The organism is Azospirillum sp. B506 (assembly GCF_000333595.1).
Taxonomy (GTDB): domain Bacteria; phylum Pseudomonadota; class Alphaproteobacteria; order Azospirillales; family Azospirillaceae; genus Azospirillum.
The window spans coordinates 1-20,346 of record NZ_BADK01000128.1 but is presented as its reverse complement, the minus strand read 5'-3'; the positions used below and the strand labels follow the sequence as shown (position 1 = coordinate 20,346).

18 protein-coding genes are annotated in these 20,346 nt (G+C 67.8%); 10 read left to right on the top strand and 8 right to left on the bottom strand.

All coding sequences use genetic code 11. The annotated features are described in order from the left end of the window. Nucleotides 1–515 (top strand): GGDEF domain-containing protein (locus I71_RS04570; RefSeq protein ID WP_042691229.1); only part of this gene is annotated, 515 nt, incomplete at its 5' end. Nucleotides 516–522: 7 nt separating this feature from the next. Here I71_RS04570 and I71_RS04565 read toward each other — a convergent pair. The 3 genes from I71_RS04565 to I71_RS04555 form a co-directional block, all read right to left on the bottom strand. Beyond that, on the bottom strand, nt 523–1,602 hold the full coding sequence (locus I71_RS04565; RefSeq protein WP_042691226.1) for a putative zinc-binding metallopeptidase: 1,080 nt from the start codon (nt 1,600–1,602) through the stop codon (nt 523–525). Between the two features lie 153 nt (nt 1,603–1,755). Then, complete coding sequence (gene glgX, locus I71_RS04560) at nt 1,756–4,083, bottom strand: glycogen debranching protein GlgX (protein ID WP_042691223.1); 2,328 nt, start codon at nt 4,081–4,083, stop codon at nt 1,756–1,758. Nucleotides 4,084–4,193: 110 nt separating this feature from the next. Further along, a complete protein-coding gene (locus I71_RS04555) occupies nt 4,194–5,153 on the bottom strand; it encodes a LysR substrate-binding domain-containing protein (protein ID WP_042691220.1) in 960 nt (319 codons plus the stop codon). Between the two features lie 121 nt (nt 5,154–5,274). Between I71_RS04555 and I71_RS04550 the strand changes: the two genes are divergently transcribed. Further along, the gene (locus I71_RS04550) at nt 5,275–6,726 is read left to right on the top strand and encodes a catalase (RefSeq protein WP_042691215.1); all 1,452 of its coding nucleotides are present in this window, start codon (nt 5,275–5,277) and stop codon (nt 6,724–6,726) included. A 602-nt stretch (nt 6,727–7,328) separates the two neighbouring features. Here I71_RS04550 and hutU read toward each other — a convergent pair. From hutU to hutI, 3 genes are read right to left on the bottom strand one after another with little or no spacing between them, the layout of a single operon-like run. Beyond that, nucleotides 7,329–9,011 (bottom strand): urocanate hydratase, encoded by a 1,683-nt coding sequence (gene hutU / locus I71_RS04545; RefSeq protein WP_042691211.1) that lies wholly within the window; start codon nt 9,009–9,011, stop codon nt 7,329–7,331. Between the two features lie 50 nt (nt 9,012–9,061). Continuing rightward, a complete protein-coding gene (gene hutC / locus I71_RS04540) occupies nt 9,062–9,790 on the bottom strand; it encodes a histidine utilization repressor (RefSeq protein ID WP_042691207.1) in 729 nt (242 codons plus the stop codon). After that, on the bottom strand, nt 9,787–11,049 hold the full coding sequence (gene hutI / locus I71_RS04535; RefSeq protein ID WP_042691203.1) for an imidazolonepropionase: 1,263 nt from the start codon (nt 11,047–11,049) through the stop codon (nt 9,787–9,789). Before hutI ends, hutC begins: the two co-directional genes overlap by 4 nt. A gap of 96 nt (nt 11,050–11,145) precedes the next feature. Here hutI and I71_RS04530 point away from each other — a divergent pair, with 96 nt between their 5' ends. The 4 genes from I71_RS04530 (at nt 11,146) to I71_RS04515 (ending at nt 15,592) form a co-directional block, all read left to right on the top strand. After that, a complete protein-coding gene (locus I71_RS04530) occupies nt 11,146–12,510 on the top strand; it encodes a formimidoylglutamate deiminase (protein WP_042691200.1) in 1,365 nt (454 codons plus the stop codon). Further along, on the top strand, nt 12,507–14,045 hold the full coding sequence (gene hutH / locus I71_RS04525; protein ID WP_042691198.1) for a histidine ammonia-lyase: 1,539 nt from the start codon (nt 12,507–12,509) through the stop codon (nt 14,043–14,045). Before I71_RS04530 ends, hutH begins: the two co-directional genes overlap by 4 nt. Then, nucleotides 14,042–14,857 (top strand): N-formylglutamate deformylase, encoded by an 816-nt coding sequence (gene hutG / locus I71_RS04520; RefSeq protein ID WP_042691196.1) that lies wholly within the window; start codon nt 14,042–14,044, stop codon nt 14,855–14,857. Before hutH ends, hutG begins: the two co-directional genes overlap by 4 nt. A gap of 87 nt (nt 14,858–14,944) precedes the next feature. Further along, nucleotides 14,945–15,592, top strand: coding sequence for a phosphatase PAP2 family protein (locus tag I71_RS04515; protein WP_042691193.1), 648 nt, complete (start codon nt 14,945–14,947; stop codon nt 15,590–15,592). 4 nt (nt 15,593–15,596) lie between these two features. Here the strand turns inward: I71_RS04515 and I71_RS39470 are convergent, their stop codons facing one another. Both I71_RS39470 and I71_RS04510 read right to left on the bottom strand, forming a co-directional pair. Beyond that, entirely contained in the window at nt 15,597–15,770 is a 174-nt protein-coding gene (locus tag I71_RS39470; protein WP_244433630.1) for a hypothetical protein, read from the bottom strand. 44 nt (nt 15,771–15,814) lie between these two features. Continuing rightward, nucleotides 15,815–16,828, bottom strand: coding sequence for a plasmid replication protein (locus I71_RS04510; protein ID WP_244433629.1), 1,014 nt, complete (start codon nt 16,826–16,828; stop codon nt 15,815–15,817). Between the two features lie 659 nt (nt 16,829–17,487). Here I71_RS04510 and I71_RS04505 point away from each other — a divergent pair. From I71_RS04505 to I71_RS39465, 4 genes are all read left to right on the top strand, one after another. Continuing rightward, nucleotides 17,488–18,330: a helix-turn-helix domain-containing protein gene (locus tag I71_RS04505; RefSeq protein ID WP_042691191.1), complete on the top strand. Its 843-nt coding sequence runs from the start codon at nt 17,488–17,490 to the stop codon at nt 18,328–18,330. Beyond that, nucleotides 18,327–18,968, top strand: coding sequence for a hypothetical protein (locus I71_RS04500; protein ID WP_042691189.1), 642 nt, complete (start codon nt 18,327–18,329; stop codon nt 18,966–18,968). Before I71_RS04505 ends, I71_RS04500 begins: the two co-directional genes overlap by 4 nt. 148 nt (nt 18,969–19,116) lie before the next feature. Next, nucleotides 19,117–19,779, top strand: a complete 663-nt coding sequence (locus I71_RS04495; RefSeq protein ID WP_049975921.1) for a ParA family protein — start codon at nt 19,117–19,119, stop codon at nt 19,777–19,779. Between the two features lie 285 nt (nt 19,780–20,064). Beyond that, nucleotides 20,065–20,331, top strand: a complete 267-nt coding sequence (locus I71_RS39465) for a hypothetical protein (protein ID WP_244433628.1) — start codon at nt 20,065–20,067, stop codon at nt 20,329–20,331. The last annotated feature ends 15 nt before the right edge of the window (nt 20,332–20,346 follow it).

The following is a 20,346-nucleotide window of genomic DNA, read 5'->3' as shown; positions in this document are numbered from 1 at the left end:
TCGCCTATGAGGACCGGCTGACCGCACTGCCGAACCGGCGCTATTTCGAGCAGTATGTCGAGGCGTCCACCGGCAGCGGCGGCGGGTCGGCGACGGTGATGTACATCGACCTGGACGGGTTCAAGCCGGTGAACGACCGGCTCGGCCACGATGCCGGCGACGTCGTTCTGCGGCAGATCGGCGGCCGGCTCGCCAGCATCTTCCGCGACGACGACGTGGTCGCCCGGCTGGGCGGCGACGAGTTCGCCGCGGTGCTTCCCCGCCGCGCCGGGCGTGCGGCCCCCGACATGGAGGAACTGGCGACCCGAATCATCGCCACCGTCAACGAACCGGTGTCGTTCAACGGCGAGATTGTGCGGGTCGGCTGCTCCATCGGCATCGCCTCCTGGCCGGAAGACGACAGTGACATGGCGACGGTGATGCGCCATGCCGATGCCGCGCTGTACAAGGCCAAGCGCGACGGGCGCAACCGCGCGGTGCGCTGGATACGAGCGGCAATGGGGGCGGAGGGTTGACCGGTGTTCAGCGCCCCTCCACCCCGCGCACCATCGCGTTCATGAAGCCCAGCTTTTCGATCACGGCGGGCGACAGGATGAAGGGATAGAGGTCCGGCTGGCCCATGCTGCGGTTCAGGCTGTTAACCGCATAGGTCAGCGGCAGCCAGGCATCGATCAGATCCTCCACCCGCCTGGCCTTGTGGGGGTTGAAGTCGACCTCGGCCTCCAGCTCTGCCCCTTCCGTGATGCGTGGGCGGATCCTCAGGCCGAAGGCGCGGGCGGTTTCCAGCGTGTCGACGATGTGCAGGTAATGCGCCCAGGTCTCGGCAAAGTCCTCCCACGGATGGGCGGTGGCGTAGGTGCTGACGAAGTTGGACTGCCAGTCGGCGGGAGCGCCATCGGCATAGTGGCGCTTCAGCGCCTCGCCGTAATCCTGCCGCTCGTCGCCGAACAGGGCGCGGAAGCGCTCCAGCAGGGCGGGGTCGTCGCGGACCAGACGGTCCCAGATGTAATGGCCGCTCTCGTGCCGGAAATGACCGAGCAGCGTGCGATAGGGCTCGCCCATCTCGGTGCGGCGCTTCTCGCGTTCGGCGTCGTCCGCTTCGGCGACGTTGATGGTGATCAGGCCGTTGGCGTGGCCGGTCAGCACCAGTGTCACCGTGCCGTCGGCGGCAACCGTATCGGACAGGAAGTCGAAGGCCAGCCCTTCCTCCGGATTCTCGGTCCGGGTCTGCAAGGGCAGCTTCAGGTTGGTCAGCGTGTAGAACAGGTGATGCTTGGCCAGTTCCAGCTTGCGCCAGCGCGTCAGGTTGTCGGTGTCCGACAGGTCGGGGATGACGTGGTTGTGCCGGCAGGCGGCGCAGTGGGTGTCGGCGGAGTCGGCCGGCAGCATCCAGTTGCAGGCGTCGAGATCCGCGTTCGCGCAGAATTTGTAGAGCGGCTCGCTGGTGGCGAGCGCGCTCCACACCCCGTCACGGTCGGTCGGGTCGATGGCCGACAGGGTTCCCGCATCCGGCAGGTAGCCGAGCCGATAGCCGCAGCGCTCGCACAGCGTGTTCTCGAAGTAGAGAGGCTGGTGGCAGTTCTGGCATTCGTAGAGTTTCATGATGGGGATTCCGGGGTCGGGGGGATCTCCTCTCCCCCCCGGGGAGAGGATTAAGGTGAGGGGGCGCGCGGCGAGGATTCTCGGAAGGCCACGCGGCGCATCCCCCTCACCCCGACCCTCTCCCCGGGGGGAGAGGGGGAGTTGGGCGTCGGTTCAGGTCGGCTTTCTCATGTCAGATTTGGCCGGAGCCGCCGCTTCCGCCTTTACCGGTTCTTTCACCGTCTCCGCAGGCTCCACCGGCTCCTCGGCCTTCTCCGTATCCGTGCTCTCCTCGCCGAAGGACAAGGTCGGGCTTTCGGCGACGTTGCGCAGCGCGCGGGCGGCGCGGCGGAGCGCAAAGGAGGTCTTGCCGTCCGGTTCCAGCGCCAGCAGAAGCAGCGAGCGGCCGGTCACCATATAGCCCTCGCCGGTGTTGACGCGCGGCACCTCGTCCGGGTCGGGCAGGTTTGTGTCGAGCAGACAGCGCCAGACGCTGCCGCCGGTCACCTCAGGCAGGGTGAACTCCACCACGTCATGGTGCGAGTTGATCACCAGCAGCAGAGTCGCATCCATCGCCGGGCGCTTGATGCCGCTCGCCTGGGCGCGGCCGTCCAGCAGCATGCCCAGGCAGCGGGCGTTGCCGTCGTGCCAGTGGCTTTCCTCCATCTCGTCGCCGGCGGGCGTCAGCCAGGTGACGTCCTTCACGTCGAACTCGGCGTTGTATTCGCCCGACAGGAAGCGGCCGCGGCGCAGCATGGGGAAGGACTGGCGCACCGCCACCACGCGGCGGACGAACTCGATCAGCGACTGGCCGTCCTCGTCGATGTCGTCCCAATTCAGCCACGCCGTCTCGTTGTCCTGGCAGTAGGCGTTGTTGTTGCCGTGCTGGGTGTTGCCGAACTCGTCGCCGGCCAGCAGCATCGGCGAGCCCTGCGACAGCAGCAGCGTCGCCAGCAGGTTGCGCTTCTGCCGCTCGCGCAGCACCTTGATCTCCGGATCGTCGGTCGGCCCCTCCGCCCCATGGTTCCAGGACAGATTGTGGGAGTGCCCGTCGTTGTTGCCCTCGCCGTTCGCCTCGTTGTGCTTGTCGTTGTAGGAAACGAGGTCGTTCAGCGTGTAGCCGTCATGGGCGGTGATGAAGTTGACGCTGGCCCAGGGCTTGCGCCCGCGCTTGTTGAAGACGTCGCCGGAGCCGCACAGCCGCGGCGCCACCTCCGGCAGCTTGCCCTCGTCGCCCTTCCAGAAGGCGCGGACGGTGTCGCGGAACTTGTCGTTCCACTCCGCCCAGCCCGGCGGAAAATTGCCGACCTGATAGCCGCCGGGACCGCAGTCCCACGGCTCGGCGATCAGCTTGACGCTGTTCAGGATCGGGTCCTGCAGGCAGCTGTCGAGGAAGCCGCCGCCCTCGTCGAAGCCGTAGGGCTCACGGCCGAGGATGGTGGCGAGGTCGAAACGGAAACCGTCGACATGCATCTCCGTCGCCCAGTAGCGCAGGCTGTCGGTCACCATCTGCAGCACGCGGGGATGGCTGAGATTGACGGTGTTTCCGGTCCCCGTCTCGTTGATGTAATAGCGCTTCCGGTCGGGGAGCAGGCGGTAGTAGGAGGCGTTGTCGATGCCCTTGAAGGACAGGGTCGGCCCGCGCTCGTTGCCCTCGGCGGTGTGGTTGTAGACGACGTCGAGGATCACCTCCAACCCGCCATTGTGGAGATGGGCGACCATCTCCTTGAATTCCTTGATGGCGTTGCCCGACGCGGCATAGCGCGGCTCCGGCGCGAAGAAGCCGATGGAGTTGTAGCCCCAGTAGTTCGCCAGCCCCTTGTCGACCAGATGCTGGTCCTGGACGAAGGCATGGACCGGCAGCAGCTCGACCGAGGTGACGCCGAGCGAGCCGATGTAGTCCACCACCTCCTTCACCGCCATGCCGCCATAGGTGCCGCGCAGGCTGTCAGGCACCGCTGGATGCAGCTTGGTGAAGCCCTTCACATGGGTTTCGTAGAAGATGGTGCGGTCCCAGGCAATGCCCGGCTTGTGGTCGCGGCCCCAGGTGAAGGCGGGATCGATCACCTTGCATTTCGGCATGAAGGGAGCGCTGTCGCGCTCGTCATAGGTCAGGTCGTCGCCCGACTCCATCACATAGCCGAAATGGGCGGGGTTCCAGCGGATCTCGCCGACCAGCTCCTTGGCGTAGGGGTCGAGCAGCAGCTTGTTGGGGTTGAAGCGATGGCCGTTCTCCGGCTCGTAGGGGCCATGGACACGGTAGCCATAGAGCAGGCCGGGGCGGGCATCGGGCAGATAGCCATGCCAGATCTCGTTGGTGAATTCCGGAAGCTCGATCCGCTCCAATTCCTCTTCGGTACTTTCATCGAACAGGCATAGTTCGACCTTGGTCGCGTTGGCGGAAAACAAGGCGAAGTTGACGCCAAGACCGTCCCATGTCGCGCCCAGCGGAAAGGGCAATCCTTCACCGAGCCGCGTTGCCTGTTTCAGGATGTTTGCCATGGTCGCCCATTTCTCCGCCTGGATCGAAAGTCATGCTCGATACCCCCTGAACAGTGAGGAGCACGAGCCGAGCCTTCAACCCGGCCGATGGGCGCTTGTTCCTTCCTAGGTCACTCACCCCTTTGGGGTATGACCGATTCCGTGCCCGGCGGCAGGGTACGGTGCAACAGGGCCGCCAGATCGCGCAGGCCGCGGTCGCGCGGATCGCTGACCCGCCAGACCAGACCGACGATCCGGCCGGGCGGGCGGGATTTTCCTGACGTGCCGTCGAAAGGACGATACTCCACCAGCCCGCCGACGGTGGCCGGCCGGCCATCCTCCCCCTTGGATGCCAGGACCGGCATCAGCGTGCAGCCGGCTCCCGCCGCAACCATGTGGCGGAGGGTCTCCAAGCCGGTTGCGTGGACGCCGCCGCCGCGTGCGCTGAGGCCGCAGGCGGCCAGTGCCCGATCGCGCAGGCAGTGCCCCTCCTCCAGCAGCAGAAGCTCCGCGGGGTCGAGGTCATTCAACGACAGGCCGGGGGCGGCGCACAGCCGATGGCCGGCGGGGTGGGCGAGCAGGAAGGGTTCGAAGAACAGCGGCTCCGCCACCAGCCCGTCACTCTCCACCGGCAGGGCCAGCAGCACGGCGTCGAGCCGGCCGTCGCGCAATTCCTCCAGCAGAGTCTCGGTGCGTCCCTCCGACAGGATCAGGGTCAGGTCGGGCCAGGTGCTGCGCAGGACCGGCAGGATGTGCGGGAACAGGTAAGGCCCCAGAGTTTGAATCGCCGCCAGCCGCAGCCGGCCGGTCAGCGCCCCGTCCGACCCGTCGGCCAGCGCCAGCAGGCGCCGCGCCTCCTCCAGCACGACACGGGCCTGGGCGACGACGGCCTCGCCGCGCGGGGTCAGCAGCACCTTGCGGCTGGTCCGTTCGAACAGGGACAGGCCGAGCGCGTCCTCCAGCTTGCGGATCTGGGCGCTCAGCGACGGCTGGCTGACGGCGCAGCGCTCGGCGGCACGGCCGAAATGGCGCAGCTCGGAAACGGCGACGACATATTCCAGGTCACGGAGGGACAGGCCGGCGAGATTCATAGACAACGCCTATTGGTGCATTTCCTTCTATGTCTTGGATATATCGTTCAAGACACCGGATAACCAGAGGCGAGACAATGATGCCGCTTCAGGCAACACCGCCTTCGAGAGGACGACCCGGATGAGCACCCTGACCACCAGCTTCGGCCAGCCCGTTCCCGACAACCAGAATTCGCTGAGCGCCGGGCCGCGCGGCCCGCTGCTGCTGCAGGATTTCCACCTGATCGAGAAGCTGGCCCACTTCAACCGCGAACGCATTCCGGAGCGCGTGGTGCATGCCAAGGGCGCCGGCGCCTATGGCACCTTCCGCGTCACCCGCGACGTGACGCCGTGGACGAAGGCCGCCTTCCTGTCGGCGGTGGGCAAGGAGACCAGCGTCTTCCTGCGCTTCTCCACCGTCGGCGGCGAAAAGGGGTCCGCCGATGCCGCCCGCGATCCGCGCGGCTTCGCCGTCAAGTTCTATACGGAAGAGGGCAACTACGATCTGGTCGGCAACAACACGCCGGTCTTCTTCCTGCGCGATCCGCTGAAGTTCCCGGACTTCATCCACACCCAGAAGCGCAACCCGGCCACCAACCTGAAGGACCCCACCGCGATGTGGGACTTCTTCTCGCTGTCGCCGGAGACGATGCACCAGCTGACCATCCTGTTCAGCGACCGCGGCACCCCGCGCGGCTACCGCCACATGGACGGCTTCGGCAGCCACACCTTCTCGTGGATCAACGCGGCGAACGAGCGTTTCTGGGTCAAGTACCACTTCAAGACCCGTCAGGGCATCCAGAACCTCACCGCCGAACAGGCGGAAACCATGAGCGGCATCGATCCGGATCACGCCACCCGCGACCTGTACGCCGCCATCGCGGACGGCGACTTCCCGGCCTGGACCGTCTCGGTGCAGATCATGCCGGAGGCCGAGGCCGACGCCTACCGCATCAACCCGTTCGACCTGACCAAGGTCTGGCCGCACGCCGACTATCCGTTGATCGAGATCGGCGAGTTGGTGCTGAACCGCAATCCGGAGAACTTCTTCGCCGAGACCGAACAGGCCGCCTTCAGCCCGGCCAGCGTGGTGCCCGGCATCTCCTTCAGCCCGGACAAGATGCTGCAGGGCCGGCTGTTCGCCTATGCAGACGCCCACCGCTACCGTCTGGGCGGCAACTATGCGCAGATCCCGGTGAACAAGCCGCAGGGCTGCCCGGTCCACAACTACCAGCGCGACGGCGCCATGCGGGTGGACGGCAACGGCGGCGGCCGGCCGAACTACGAACCCAACAGCGTCGGCGGCCCGACCCAGACCGGCGTGCCGAGCGAGCCGCCGCTGCGCATCAGCGGCGATGCCGCACACTACGATCACCGCGAGGGCAACGACGATTACGCCCAGGCCGGCGCGCTGTTCCGCCTGATCGGCGCGGAAGCCCAGGGAAGCTTGATGGACAACATCGCCGGCAGCCTGCGCAATGCACCGCTGCACATCCAGCAGCGCCAACTGAAGCATTTCCTGGCCGCCGACCCGGCCTATGGCGAGGGTGTGGCCGCGCGGCTGGGCCTGACCGTGGCGCAGGCCGCCGAGTAACTGGACTGTGATGTGAGTTTTCCGGCCCTTCCGCAGGCCTGCGGCGGGGCCGGTCTCAAGAGTCTGTCTGCTGCCTCAATAGGCACCAGACAGACTCTGAGCTTTTGGTTTTCCGTGTGAGTCCCGTTTCAAGCGATACCGCTTGCAACGATCACACTCAAGAGGCCGCGCCCGTCCCCCTGGGTGGCGGCATGATTGCCGGCATCCTGCCCCCCATTGCCCCGCCTGGCTAGCAGCCCTCTCCCCGGCGACGGCAGGGTTACCGCATCGTGATTTGGCACGCCGTGCGGAAGATCAACGATCTACCGCAACATGTCGACACGGGCTTCGGCAAAACCGGCAATCTGAACACACGATTTCTCTCCGCATACCGCAGCCCCCAAAGACAGAAATAGATTCTGACCGAGGTTACGCCCCGCATTCTGGTCATCTGGATCATGAATCTCTTGGAAGGCCTTCATAGAGAACGGCATTATCCTTGCCCTGAAGAGATTGGACAACTCTGCCTCTTCCGGAAGGATAATAGGAGAGCCTCCTTTACTTGGATGCGACAGCCCTTCCCTCTCCCGGGACGGGAGAGGGAGAATCCGCCGGGGCGCCAGTTACTTCAGGAACGGCAGGTTCAGCCCCTGCTCCTTCGCGCACTCGATGGCGATGTCGTAGCCGGCGTCGGCATGGCGCATCACGCCGGTGGCCGGGTCGTTCCACAGCACGCGCTCCAGCCGCTTGGCCGCCGCGTCGCTGCCGTCGCAGACGATGACCATGCCCGAATGCTGGGAGAAGCCCATGCCGACGCCGCCGCCATGGTGCAGGCTGACCCAGGTCGCCCCGCTGGCGGTGTTCAGCAGGGCGTTCAGCAGCGGCCAGTCCGACACGGCGTCGGTGCCGTCCTTCATCGCCTCGGTCTCGCGGTTCGGGCTGGCGACCGAGCCGCTGTCGAGATGGTCGCGGCCGATGACGATGGGGGCCTTCAGCTCGCCCGACTTCACCATCTCGTTGAAGGCGAGGCCGAGGCGGTGGCGCTGCCCCAGCCCGACCCAGCAGATGCGCGCCGGCAGCCCCTGGAACTGGATGCGCTTGGCCGCCATGTCGAGCCAGTTGTGCAGGTGCGGATCGTCGGGGATCAGCTCCTTCACCTTGGCGTCGGTCTTGCGGATGTCCTCCGGATCGCCGGACAGGGCGGCCCAGCGGAACGGGCCGACGCCGCGGCAGAACAGCGGACGGATGTAGGCGGGGACGAAGCCAGGGAAGTCGAAGGCATTCTCCAGCCCCTCCTCCTTCGCCATCTGGCGGATGTTGTTGCCGTAATCGACCGTCGGGATGCCCATGGCGTGGAAGGCCAGCATGGCCTCCACCTGCACGCGCATCGACTTGCGGGCGGCGGCTGCCACCGCGGCCGGCTGGCTTTCGCGGGCGCTCTCCCACTCCTCCAGCGTCCAGCCCTGCGGCAGGTAGCCGTTCACCGGATCATGGGCGGAGGTCTGGTCGGTGACGATGTGCGGCCGGGCCTTGATGTCGGTTTCGGCGCGGCGCGCCAGCTCGGGGAAGACGTCGGCGGCGTTGCCGAGCAGGCCGACGGAGATCGCCTCGCCCTTGGCGCAGGCCTCGTCGATCCAGGCCAGCGCCTCGTCCAGGTCGGCGGTGTGGCGGTCGAGATAGCCGGTGCGGATGCGCATCTCGATGCTGCTGGGACGGCATTCCACCGCCAGCATGCAGGCGCCGGCCATCGTCGCGGCCAGCGGCTGCGCCCCGCCCATGCCGCCGAGGCCGCCGGTCAGGATCCACTTGCCCTTCAGGTCGCCGTTGTAATGCTGGCGCCCGGCCTCGACGAAGGTCTCGTAGGTGCCCTGCACGATGCCCTGGCTGCCGATGTAGATCCAGCTGCCGGCGGTCATCTGGCCATACATCGCCAGACCCTTGCGGTCCAACTCGTTGAAGTGGTCCCAAGTCGCCCAGCGCGGCACGAGGTTGGAGTTGGCGATCAGCACGCGCGGCGCGTCGGCATGGGTGCGGAAGACGCCGACCGGCTTGCCGGACTGGACCAGCAGGGTCTCGTCGTCATTCAGCGTCTTCAGCGTCGAGACGATGCGGTCGAAGCTTTCCCAGTCGCGGGCGGCGCGGCCGATGCCGCCATAGACGACCAGCTCCTGCGGCCGTTCGGCGACGTCGGGATCGAGGTTGTTCATCAGCATGCGCATCGGCGCCTCGGCGAGCCAGCTCTTGCAGCTCAGTTCGGGGCCGTGCGGGGCACGGATGACGCGCTGGTTGTCGAGACGGGATGACATCGGTCGATGGCTCCTGATGGGAGGGTTTGCTTTTCGGGGTTCGGCTTATTCTAGGAAGGCGGCAGCTGGAAACGTGCCCCCAGCCGGTAGCGGCTTCCGGGATGGACCAGCATCGCCACGGTGACGACACGGCCCTGCACCCAGGTGCGGCGGGTGACCCGCAGGCAGGGCTCGGTAACGGGAATGTCGAGCAGGCGGGCGATCTCCGCCGTCGGCGACACCGCTTCGATGACATGCTCGACCTGCGGCGAGGCTTCCAGCCGGATCAGATATTCGCCCGGCGTCTGGCGGGTGAAGTCCTGGTCGAGATAGTCGGGCGCCACCGCCGGGTTGACCCAGCGCTCCTCCAGCTGGACCGGCACGTCGCTTTCACTGTGGACGACGATGGAATGGAACAGCCTGGCCCCGACCGGCAGGTTGAAGCGGCGGGCCAGCCCGGCATCGGCGGCAACCGCGAGCAATCGCTCCACCCGGCAGGAATGGACATTGCCGCGCTCGGCGATCTCGTCGGCGATGCTGCGCAGTTCCACCACGTCGGTGCTGGGCGGCCGTTCGGCAACGAAGGTGCCCAGCCCCTGCACGCGGGTCAGCAGCCCCTCGTCGGTCAGGTCGCGCAGCGCGCGGTGGACCGTCATGCGGCTGACCGAGAATTCCTCCAGCAGCTTGTGCTCCGACGGGATCTGGAAGCCTTCGGGCCAGGCACCGGAGCTGATTCGGCGGCGGATGGTTTCCTTGATCTGGGCGTAACGCGGCTGGGCGGTGGAAACGGTGTCGCTCATGCGGCCTCCACGCCGGAAGACCGGACATGCGGCGCCCGAACCACGCCGCCATTGACCACGGCCATGCAGGGATTGAGACCGATGGCGTAGGCCAGTTCCGCCGGATGCTCGATGCGCCAGACCGCCAGATCGGCGCGCTTGCCCGGCGCGATCACCCCACGGTCGTCCAGCCCCAGCGCCTTGGCCGCATGGCGGGTGATGCCGGCCAGCGCCTCCGCCGGGGTCAGGCGGAAGAAGGTGCAGCCCATCGACAGCATCAGCAGCAGCGAGGTCACTGGCGATGTGCCGGGGTTGTTGTCGGTGGACAGCGCCATCGGCACGCCATGGCGGCGCAGCAGCTCGATCGGCGGCAGCCTGGTCTCGCGCAGGGCATAGAATGCGCCGGGCAGCAGCACCGCCACCGTGCCGGCCTTGGCCATGGCGACGACGCCCTCCTCGTCCAGATGCTCGATATGGTCGGCGGACAGGCCACCGAACTCCGCCACCAGACGGGCACCGCCCAGGTTGCTCAACTGTTCGGCATGCAGCTTCACCGGCAGGCCGAGCCGCCTCGCCGTCTCGAACACCCGGCGGGTCTGGGCGACCGAGAAGCCGATCCCCTCGCAGAAGGCGTCCACCGCGTCGGCCAGCCCGGCTTCGGCGATGGCCGGCATCGTCTCGGCGCAGATACGGTCGATGTAGCCGTCCGCATTCCCCTTGAACTCCGGCGGTAGGGCGTGGGCACCGAGATAGGTGGTACGGACCTCCACCGGGCGGACCTGGGCCAGCCGGCGGGCGACGCAGAGCATGCGCGTCTCGGTCTCGGTATCGAGGCCGTAGCCGGACTTCACCTCCACCGTCGTCACCCCCTCGGCCAGCAGGCTGTCCAGCCGCGGCAGGGTCGCGGCCAGAAGCTGGTCCTCGCTGGCGGCGCGGGTGGCGGTGACGGTGGACAGGATGCCGCCGCCGGCCCGCGCGATCTCCTCATAGCTGGCACCGTTCAGCCGCATCTCGAACTCGCGGGCGCGGTTGCCGCCATAGACGAGGTGGGTGTGGCAGTCGATCAGGCCGGGCGTCATCCAGCCGCCCTGCCCCGAATGAACCTCGGTCGCCAGCGCGTCGGGCGCATCGGTCAGGTCGGCGCGGCGGCCGACGAAGGCGATGTGGCCGTCCTTGATGCCCACCGCCGCGTCGGCGATGGCGCCGTAACCGTCCGCCTCGCTCATGGTGGCAACGGACAGATCGATCCACAGGGAATCCCACGGCGCGCTGGTCGGCATCGGTTCGGCTCCTTCCTACAAGTTCGTGCAGCAACCCCCTTGGCATCAGGTTGCCTATACTTGTATAGTGTTGTCTATAATAGCGAGGGCGCCCTCATGAGCAACCTGTTTTTTGCCTCGGCGATGCTGCCGGACGGCTGGGCGGAGGATGTGCTGGTCACCACGGACCAGCGCGGCCGGATCGTCTCGGCGACGCCCAATGCCGCCTGCCCGGCCGATGCGGAGCGCTTTGCCGGAGCGGCGGTCGCCGGCATCGCCAATCTGCATTCCCACGCCCACCAGCGCGCCATCGCTGGAATGGGCGAATGCTCCGGCGAGGGGTCGGACAGCTTCTGGAGCTGGCGCGAGGTGATGTACCGCGCGCTCGACCGCATGGATCCGGAGGATTTCGAGGCGGTCGCCGCCCAGCTCTATGTCGAGGCGCTGAAGGCCGGCTTCACCGCCATCGCCGAATTCCACTACCTGCACCACGACCGCGACGGCAGCGCCTACGCCGACCCGGCGGAGATGAGCCACCGCGCGGTTGCCGCCGCGCGGACCGCCGGTCTGCCGATCACGCTGCTGCCGGTGCTCTACAATGCCTCCGGCTTCGGCGGAACGCCGCCAACCGCCGGACAGCGGCGCTTCATCCATGACGGGGCAGGGTTCGACCGGCTGACCACGACCCTGCGCCGCGCCTATGGCGGGTCCGACGACGTGCGGCTCGGCATCGCCCCGCATTCGCTGCGCGCCGTCCCGGACGGGTTGCTGGCCGAGACCGTCGCCGCCAATCCGCAAGGCCCCATCCACATCCACATCGCCGAACAGCGAAAGGAGGTCGAGGACTGCCTCGCCCACCGCAACCGCCGTCCGGTGGAGCATCTGCTCGACACCCAGCCGGTCGATGGCCGCTGGTGCCTGATCCACGCCACCCACATGACCGCGGCGGAGGCGGCGGCTGTTGCTGCCAGCGGTGCGGTCGCCGGACTCTGCCCGACCACCGAGGCCAATCTCGGCGACGGTTTCTTCGCCGCCGAATCCTACATGGCGCGGGGTGGGCGCTGGGGCATCGGGTCGGACAGCCACATTTCCGTCAGCCCGGTGGAGGAATTGCGCTGGCTGGAGTACGGCGCGCGGCTGACCAGCGGCCGGCGCACCGTGCTGGCCGGCGGCTCCCGCCGCTCCACCGCCCGCCGGCTGGTGGAGGACGCGCAGGCCGGCGGGGCGCAGGCCACCGGATTCGAGTCCGGCCGCATCGCCGCCGGGCTTCGCGCCGACCTCGTCGTGCTCGACACCGACCACCCGCTGCTGGCGGCGCGAAAAGGCGACGCGCTGCTGGACGGCTGGACCTTCGCCGGCAACACCCCCCTCGTGCGCGATGTGCTGATCGCCGGACGCGCCGTCGTCCGCGACCGCCGCCACCCGCGCGAGGAGGAGATCGCCGACCGCTTCAAAAAGACACTTGGGAGACTTCTGGGATGAGCGAGAGCATCACTCTGGTTCCGGGCGCGCTGTCGCTCGACACGCTGCGCAGCATCTATCGCGGCCGTCCGGCCCTGACGCTCGACCCGGCGGCCTACCCGCGGATGGAGCGCTCACGCGCGCTGATCGACCGGATCGCCGGAGGCGACGAGGCGGTCTATGGCGTCAACACCGGCTTCGGCAAGCTGGCACACACCCACATCGCCGCAAGCGATCTGGAGACGCTCCAGCGCAACCTGATCCTGTCGCACGCCACCGGCGTCGGCGCCCCGCTGGCCGACGGCGTCGTCCGACTGATCCTGGTGATCAAGGCGGTCAGCCTCGCCGTCGGCGCCTCGGGTGTCCGTCCGGCGCTGGTCGACGCGCTGCTGAAGCTCCATGAGGCCGACGTGCTGCCGGTGGTGCCGGGCAAGGGCTCCGTCGGCGCGTCGGGCGATCTGGCGCCGCTGGCCCATCTCTGCGGCGTGCTGCTCGGCATCGGCCATGTCCGGGTGAAGGGCGAGACCCTGCCGGCGGAAGAGGGGCTGCGCATCGCCGGCCTGCCGGTCTTCGACCTGAAGGCCAAGGAAGGGCTGGCGCTGATCAACGGCACCCAGGTCTCGACCGGTCTGGCGCTCGCCGGCCTGTTCGAGATCGAGCGCACCTTCAAGGCGGCGCTGGTCGCCGGCTCCCTGTCGGTGGAGGCGGTCAAGGGCAGCCATCGCCCGTTCGACGCCCGCATCAGCGCGCTGCGCGGCCAGCCCGGCCAGATCGCTGTCGCCGCCGCCTTCCGCGAGGCGCTGGCCGGCAGCGAGCTGAACGCCAGCCACCAGGGCCCCGACTGCCACCGGGTGCAGGATCCCTACAGCCTGCGCTGCCAGCCGCAGGTGATGGGCGCCGTTCTCGACCAGATGCGGCAGGCGGCACGCACCCTGGTGATCGAGGCCAACGGGGTCACCGACAACCCGCTGGTGCTGGTCGACACCGACGAGGTGCTGTCCGGCGGCAATTTCCATGCGGAGCCGGTGGCGATGGCCGCCGACCAGCTCGCCATCGCCGCGTCGGAGATCGGTGCCCTGGCCGAGCGCCGCATCGCCATGCTGATCGACACCACCATCAGCGGCCTGCCGCCCTTCCTGGTCGCCGAGCCGGGACTGAATTCCGGTTTCATGATCGCCCATGTCACCGCCGCCGCCCTGGCGTCGGAGAACAAGACGCTCGCCCATCCCGCCAGCGTCGACAGCCTGCCGACCTCCGCCAATCAGGAGGACCATGTCAGCATGGCGACCTTCGCGGCGCGGCGGCTGGGCGACATCGCCGGCAATGTCGCCGACATCGTCGGTATAGAGCTTTTGGCCGCGATCCAGGGGCTGGAGTTCCATCGCCCGCTGAAGACCACCGAACGGCTGGAGCAGGCCATCGCCACCATCCGCGCCGAGGTGCCGCGCTATGACGTGGATCGCTATTTCGCCCCGGATCTCGCCGCCATCGGTGCGCTGGTGCGCAACGGCGCGCTGGACCGCCTGATGCCGGTCTCGCTGGAGAATGCACAATGACGGACGCCATCTTCGATCTGGTGCAGGGCGATGGGCCGCTGGTGGTCAGCATGCCCCACTGCGGCACCGAGCTGTCCCCCGGTCTGGCCGGGCGGCTGACGGACGAGGCACTGACCCTGCGCGACACCGACTGGCACATGCCGCGCCTGTACGGCTTCGCCGGCACAATGGGCGCGACACTGCTGAGCGCGCGCTATTCCCGCTATGTCATCGATCTCAACCGGCCGCCCGGCGGCGAGAGCCTCTATCCCGGACAGGCAACCACCGGCCTGTGCCCGGACATCCTGTTCGACGGCACGCCGCTCTACCGCGACGGGCAGGCGCCCGACGCGGCCGAGGTGGCGGAGCGGGTCGAGACCTATTGGCGCCCCTATCACGCGGCGCTGGTGGCGGAACTGGAGCGGGTGAAGGCGCGTCACGGCTTCGCCCTGCTCTATGACGCCCATTCGATCCGCAGCCATGTGCCGCGGCTGTTCGACGGGCGGCTGCATGACCTGAATCTCGGCACCGCAAAGGGCACCAGCACCGATTCCCAGCTGGCCGCCCGCATCGTCGCGGCGATGGAAGCCGTAGCGGCAGCGGAAGGGATGACCTGCATCACCAATGGGCGCTTCGTCGGCGGCTATATCACCCGCGCCTATGGCCAGCCTGCCGACGGCGTCCAGGCCATCCAGATGGAACTGGCGCAGGACAATTATATGGACGAGAACGCGCCGCCCTTCGCCTACCTCCCCGAACGGGCGGAACGGCTGCAGCGGGTGCTGGCGGCGGTGTTGGACGCCTTCACCGGCTGGCGGCCGGCGCAAGGCTGACCCACGACGGGGGCGCGGAACCGCCCCCGCGTCTGCCGCGTTCCCCTGCGGCGCCAGTTTTGCGGCGCGTCATGCAGGGGACCGGCATTGAGCGACATCATCGAACACAGCGGTGACCTGAACGGGGAACCGCGCGGCATCGAGAATCCGGGCAGCGGCATCGGCTATGGCGGACAGCCCGCACCCGCCGCGCTTCAGCCGGCCCTGACCGCCGTCGACACGTTCGATGCCCAGGTCCACGACATCGTCACCTGCGATCCCGGCCCGGTCAGCCGGGCATTGGCGACCGCGGGCCATTACGCCATAAAGCGCCATGTGCTGATCCCCGGCTTCGCCATTGCCGGCATCGTCGGTCTGTTGACCGGCCAGCCGGCCTTGCGCCGGGCCGGCAGCGTCGGGGTAGCCGGGCTGGTGGCAACCGCGACGGCAAGCCGCTCGATCAAGCGCTATGTGAAGCGCCGCCGTCCCGACGAATGCGAGCCCCGACGCAAGCCCGGCTGGCGGATCAGCGCCCGGTCGCTGCCCTCCGGTCATGCCGCCAGTGCCTTTGCCGCGGCGACCGCACTCGCCACGGTCAGCCGCTCACCGGCGCAAAGCCTTGCGATCTATGGGACGGCTGCAGCGCTGGCCAGCGGACGGGTGGTGCGCCATCGGCACTGGACGTCCGACGTGCTGGCCGGTGCCCTGCTGGGGACCGCGATCACGCTGGTCGCACGGCGCCTTCTGGCGCGTTGAGCCGTTACGTCTTCGGCAGCGGCAAGGCGGCCTGAGCCGGCTTGGCGGGATCGGCCAGCCGCTTCGCCCGTTTGTTGCGGACCTCCGCCACTTCCCCCGCCTTCAGCGGCACGAAACCGTCCGGGCGCATGGCGTTGCCGACGATCTGCTTGAGCAGGTCGATGTTGGTGGTCTGCACCCGGCGGCCGCGACGGACCTGATCGAGGAATTTCTGCGACGGGGTCAGAACATAGTCGATGGCGTCGATGCGCTTGCCGACCTTGGTGTATTCCTGTCGGCGACCTCGAGGATCCCCTCGTCGACCAGCGCATCGACCGCCGAGGTCACCACGCGCAGGGTATCGCGGCGGCGCGACCACTCGTTCATGCCGCTGTTCTTGATGATCTCGTCGGCGCTGATCGACACCGGCTTCGCCTCGTCGTCGGCGGTGTCATATTCGATCGACAGGCGGTTGTAGAGCCAGCGCGACACCGGCGACTTCAGCTTCATCAGCCAGGCGTAGGAGACGGGCTTGAACTCCAGGTCGCGGATGGCGGCGGAGACCAGCGGGTTGAATTCCAGATAGGTCTCCTCGACCCCGCCATCCTCGTCGACCAGATCGGGGCGCGAGCGGATCGCCAGCACCGGGAAAGCCGTGGATTCAAGCAGGTTCTGCCCGCGGCTCTTCTTGCTCGGTTCGGCGCTGCCGCCAGTTGAGATGATGATGCGCGAGCGGGCCAGGATGGTCAGCGATTCGCGGATGTCCTGGATCGACAGGGTGTGGTTGACCGCCCGCAGCTCCCGCTGGATCTCGTACAGGCTGAACCGCATCTGCACCTTGTCGCGGTTCTCGCCGGTCAGCGACAGGCGCGAGCGGTCCATGGCCAGGCGACGGACGACCTGCTCCACCACCTGTTCGCGTTCCGACGGGAAGATCTCGACTTCAACCAGATCCGGGCCGGCGCTGGGGGCGCGGTCGTCCTTCTTCGCCGTGCTGAGCCGGTCGATACGGGCCGGCTGGACGGTCAGGCGATAGTTGCGGCCGCGGAAGGCGAACTCGCGCCGCACCGACTTGATGAAGTTGTCCTTGGTGACCAGCTCGCCCTTGTCCTTCGCCGCCTTCTCCTTGTCGTTGTCGCGGGAGACGAACACGAATCGCGGCGCCAGATCATAGAGCGCGATCAGGTGCGATTGCGAACGGTCTTCCAGCTCGAACAGGATGAGTTGCGCGGCGCTGGTCGGGGCCATCTTGGTCATGAACATCTCCGAGGGTCGGGAGTAACCATGGCGCGCCGGACCTGTCGGTGCAACAGAACGCGGAGAAATTGCCGCATCCGGGATGGAGCGACAGCCCGCGCATATGGCGTGGTACCCCGCGATGATGGAGCAACGGCCCGCGGTCATGGAGCGATAGCCCGCGATTGCGGCCCTTAGCCTGCCCCACTGGGGCGCTTCATCGCGACTCATTGAAGAATCGGGGAGAATCGGCACCGCAGACATCCTGCTCGCCGGCAGAGAACCGCGGGCTGCCACTCCATAGGGGCTGGGAACGGCCGCGGACGTGACCGGATCGTCCACGAATGCCCCTGTCAGGACCGAATCGCGGGCTGTTGCTCCAGGATCGCGGGTGGCGGACGGATGCCCAATCGCGGGCAGCGGCTCCATGGTCGCGGGCAAAGACACCAGGATTCCGATTCGGCCGGATATCGCGGGCCATTGCTCCATGGTCGCGGGCAGGAGCTTTACAGTCGCGGGCTGTCGCTGACCATCCGCGGGCTGCCGCTCCATAGGGGGGCCATGGAGTTGCTGCCCGCGATTCGACTCTGCCGTGGACCGCTTCGAATCCTCTCAGCCAATCGCGACGGCCGAACAGCCGGCCAATCTTGCGCGGATGGCGCGGAGGAGTATCGCCACAGATGATCGACAACAGCACGAACCCGAACCGCAACGGAAATAACCGTTGGGGCCGGATCCCGGCATGGTGGCTCGACCACCCCGATCTCGACGCCGACGGCCTCGCCGTGCTGGCGGCGCTCAGCACCTACGCCGATGAGGCGGGCGTGTGCTGGCCGTCGCAGGCGACCTTGGCGGACAAGCTGAAACGCAGCCGGCCGACCGTCAACCGGATCCTGGGCCGGCTGGAATCGCTGGGGTTGGTCGGCATCGAGCACCGGCGCTCGGCCAATGGCGGGCGGCTGAGCTGCCGGTACCGGTTGGCGCTGATTGCCGGAGGCGCCGCCGATGCTCGTCCAGTGGTGGACAGCCCCGTTGACTCAGCTATGGACTCCCCCTGTTCAGCAGCGAGTCATGAACAGCCTGAACCAGAACAGAATCCTGACACGCTCCACCAGCGTGCGGACGAGGCGATGGCGACCTGGAAAATGAGCGGGACGGCAGCCGAGCCAGTTCCCCAGGACTGGACACCGCCACCGGCCGACCGGCAATGGGCGGCAGGACGATTCCCGTCAGTCGATCTCGATGCCCACGCCGAGCGCTTCATTCAGCAATGCCGCGCCCACGGCTACCGCTATCGCGATCCGGCTGCGGCCTGGCGGTCCTGGCTGCTGCAGGACGCCAGGCATATGGAGCTACAGCCCGCGACATCTGTCGGCAGACCGAAAAGGCAATCGGGTCGTCATCCCACCGCTCCCATGGCGACGGCGAACGCGGAACAGCGCTTGTCGGCCTGGGCCAGTGTCGCCGCCCGTCTGACTGGCACTCCGTCCACCGCACCCGCCAACCCCTGGGGCATCGCATGAGCAACCTCCACCCATTTCCCACCTCGCCCACGCCATCGCCGGCGCTGCCGCTGCCCTTCGATCCGGCGATGGCGCCGGGGCTGCGTGGCCGGATGCTGCGCGAAGCGTTGCCCGAGCCGTTGCAACGGCTGCTCGACCATGGACGGGTCGGCCGACACAGCCGCTTTACCGAAGACGGCTTTGCCGATGTGGTGGAGGATTGGACGCCGCCGGACGGGGTGACGCCGCGCCAAGCCATGCAGGCCCGCCGGGCCCTGGCGGAGATCGACGAAACCATTCTGGCCCCGGCCCCGGCCAACCATCTGCTGGGCCGGATCCTGGCGCTGCTGAGCCACTTCCCAGCCAAGGCGACGACGCCGGAGGTGGAGCAATTGCTCGCGATGGACTGGGCCGACGATCTGGGGGAATTCCCGGCCTGGGCCATTGACCAAGCCGCCCGCCGCTGGCGCCGCACCCGCAAGTGGCGGCCAAGCATCGCCGAAATCCGTGCGCTGTGCGAAGAGGCCTGCGCGGAGGAACGGGGCCTGGCCGAACGACTTCGCGCCATCGCCGTGGCTGGGGAGCGCACGGGTGAAGCCGCGGGCGGAACCGGTGCAGCGCGTCCAATGCTGGCCTCGGCGCTGCGCCGTATGCGATGATCGAACAGGTTTCTGTCTCAAGTACCGGTTCTGTGGCAGCAGCGACACCCTGCCCGGACGCTGGGAAGTTAAGACACGTCTTAGATTTGCGTCTCGGCCGCCCTTTGGTAAAAGGGGCGCACAGCCGATGGCGATAAGGGGCACGGGAATGGGCAACGACACGGGACACGGGCCGGTGAAGCGCTTGCTGGTCAATGGCCCGAAGGGCGGGATCGGCAAGACGACCCTCAGCCGCAACATCGCGGTGGCGGCGGCGCTCGACGGCTGCGCGGTGGCGACGCTGGACCTCGATCCGCAGCGCAGCCTGACCAAATGGTTCGCCAAGCGGCCGGACGGCATGGCGACGATCACCCATTTCGAGGCTGGGATGACGCCGGTCGACATCCGCGCGGCGCTAGACGGGATCGCCGGCTTCGACCTGCTGGTGATCGACACCCCGCCGTCGATCGAGGACCATCCGGAGGAATTCAAGCTGCTGGCGCTATCGTCCGACCTGATCGTCGTGCCCACCGGGCAGAGCGACGACGATCTGGACTCGGTCAGGCCCTGGATGCGCTTCGTCCGCCGCTATGGCAAGAACGCGGCCTTCGTCATGAACCGCGTCAAGCCGCGCACCCGCGGCTTCACCGAGGCGCAGCGTAAGCTGCTGGGCGACGGCCGGATCTGCCCGGTCGAGGTCCCGGACTACGAGGATATCCAGTTCACCGCCGGCCGCGGTCTCGGCCTCTTGGAGCTGAAGGGGGGCAAGGGGGCCGAGCATGTCGCCGGCGTCTGGGCCTTTGTCCGCCACGAACTGGAGCTGGCGCAATGAGCGGGTTCAAGCAGGTATCCAAGGCCCAGGCCCGCCGTCACATCGCGGTCGACGAGCGGATCGAGCGGATGTCGGAGGCGACGGTCGACCTCGTCCGGCGCGAGGAGTTCGTCCAGGAAATCTCCACCCTCTGGCGCAGCGCGCAGGAGAAATTCCTGCTGATCGGCCGCTATCTGGTCCAGGCGCGGGCGCGGTTGCCGCATGGCGAATTCCAGGCGATGGTCGAGAACGAGCTGCCCTTCGGCTATCAGGTCGCCTACCAGCTGCGCATGGTGGCCAGAGGCGGTGGACAGCGGCCGCCTGCCGGGGCAGAAGCTGCCGCCGAGCTACGCCACCGTCTACCAGCTTGCCACCCTGACCAGCGAGCAGCTGCGGCTGGCCGACCAGCGCAACCTGATCCGTCCCGATGTCACCCGGCCGGAGATCGTCCGCTTCAAGCGCGACCTGCGGAGCAAGGACATAGATCATGTCAGCCGCCGTGAGGCGCTGCAGGCCGAACGCGACCGTCTGCGGGAACGGCTGGCGGGATCGAGGTCGAACTGGCGACGCTGACGGCCGGACGACGAA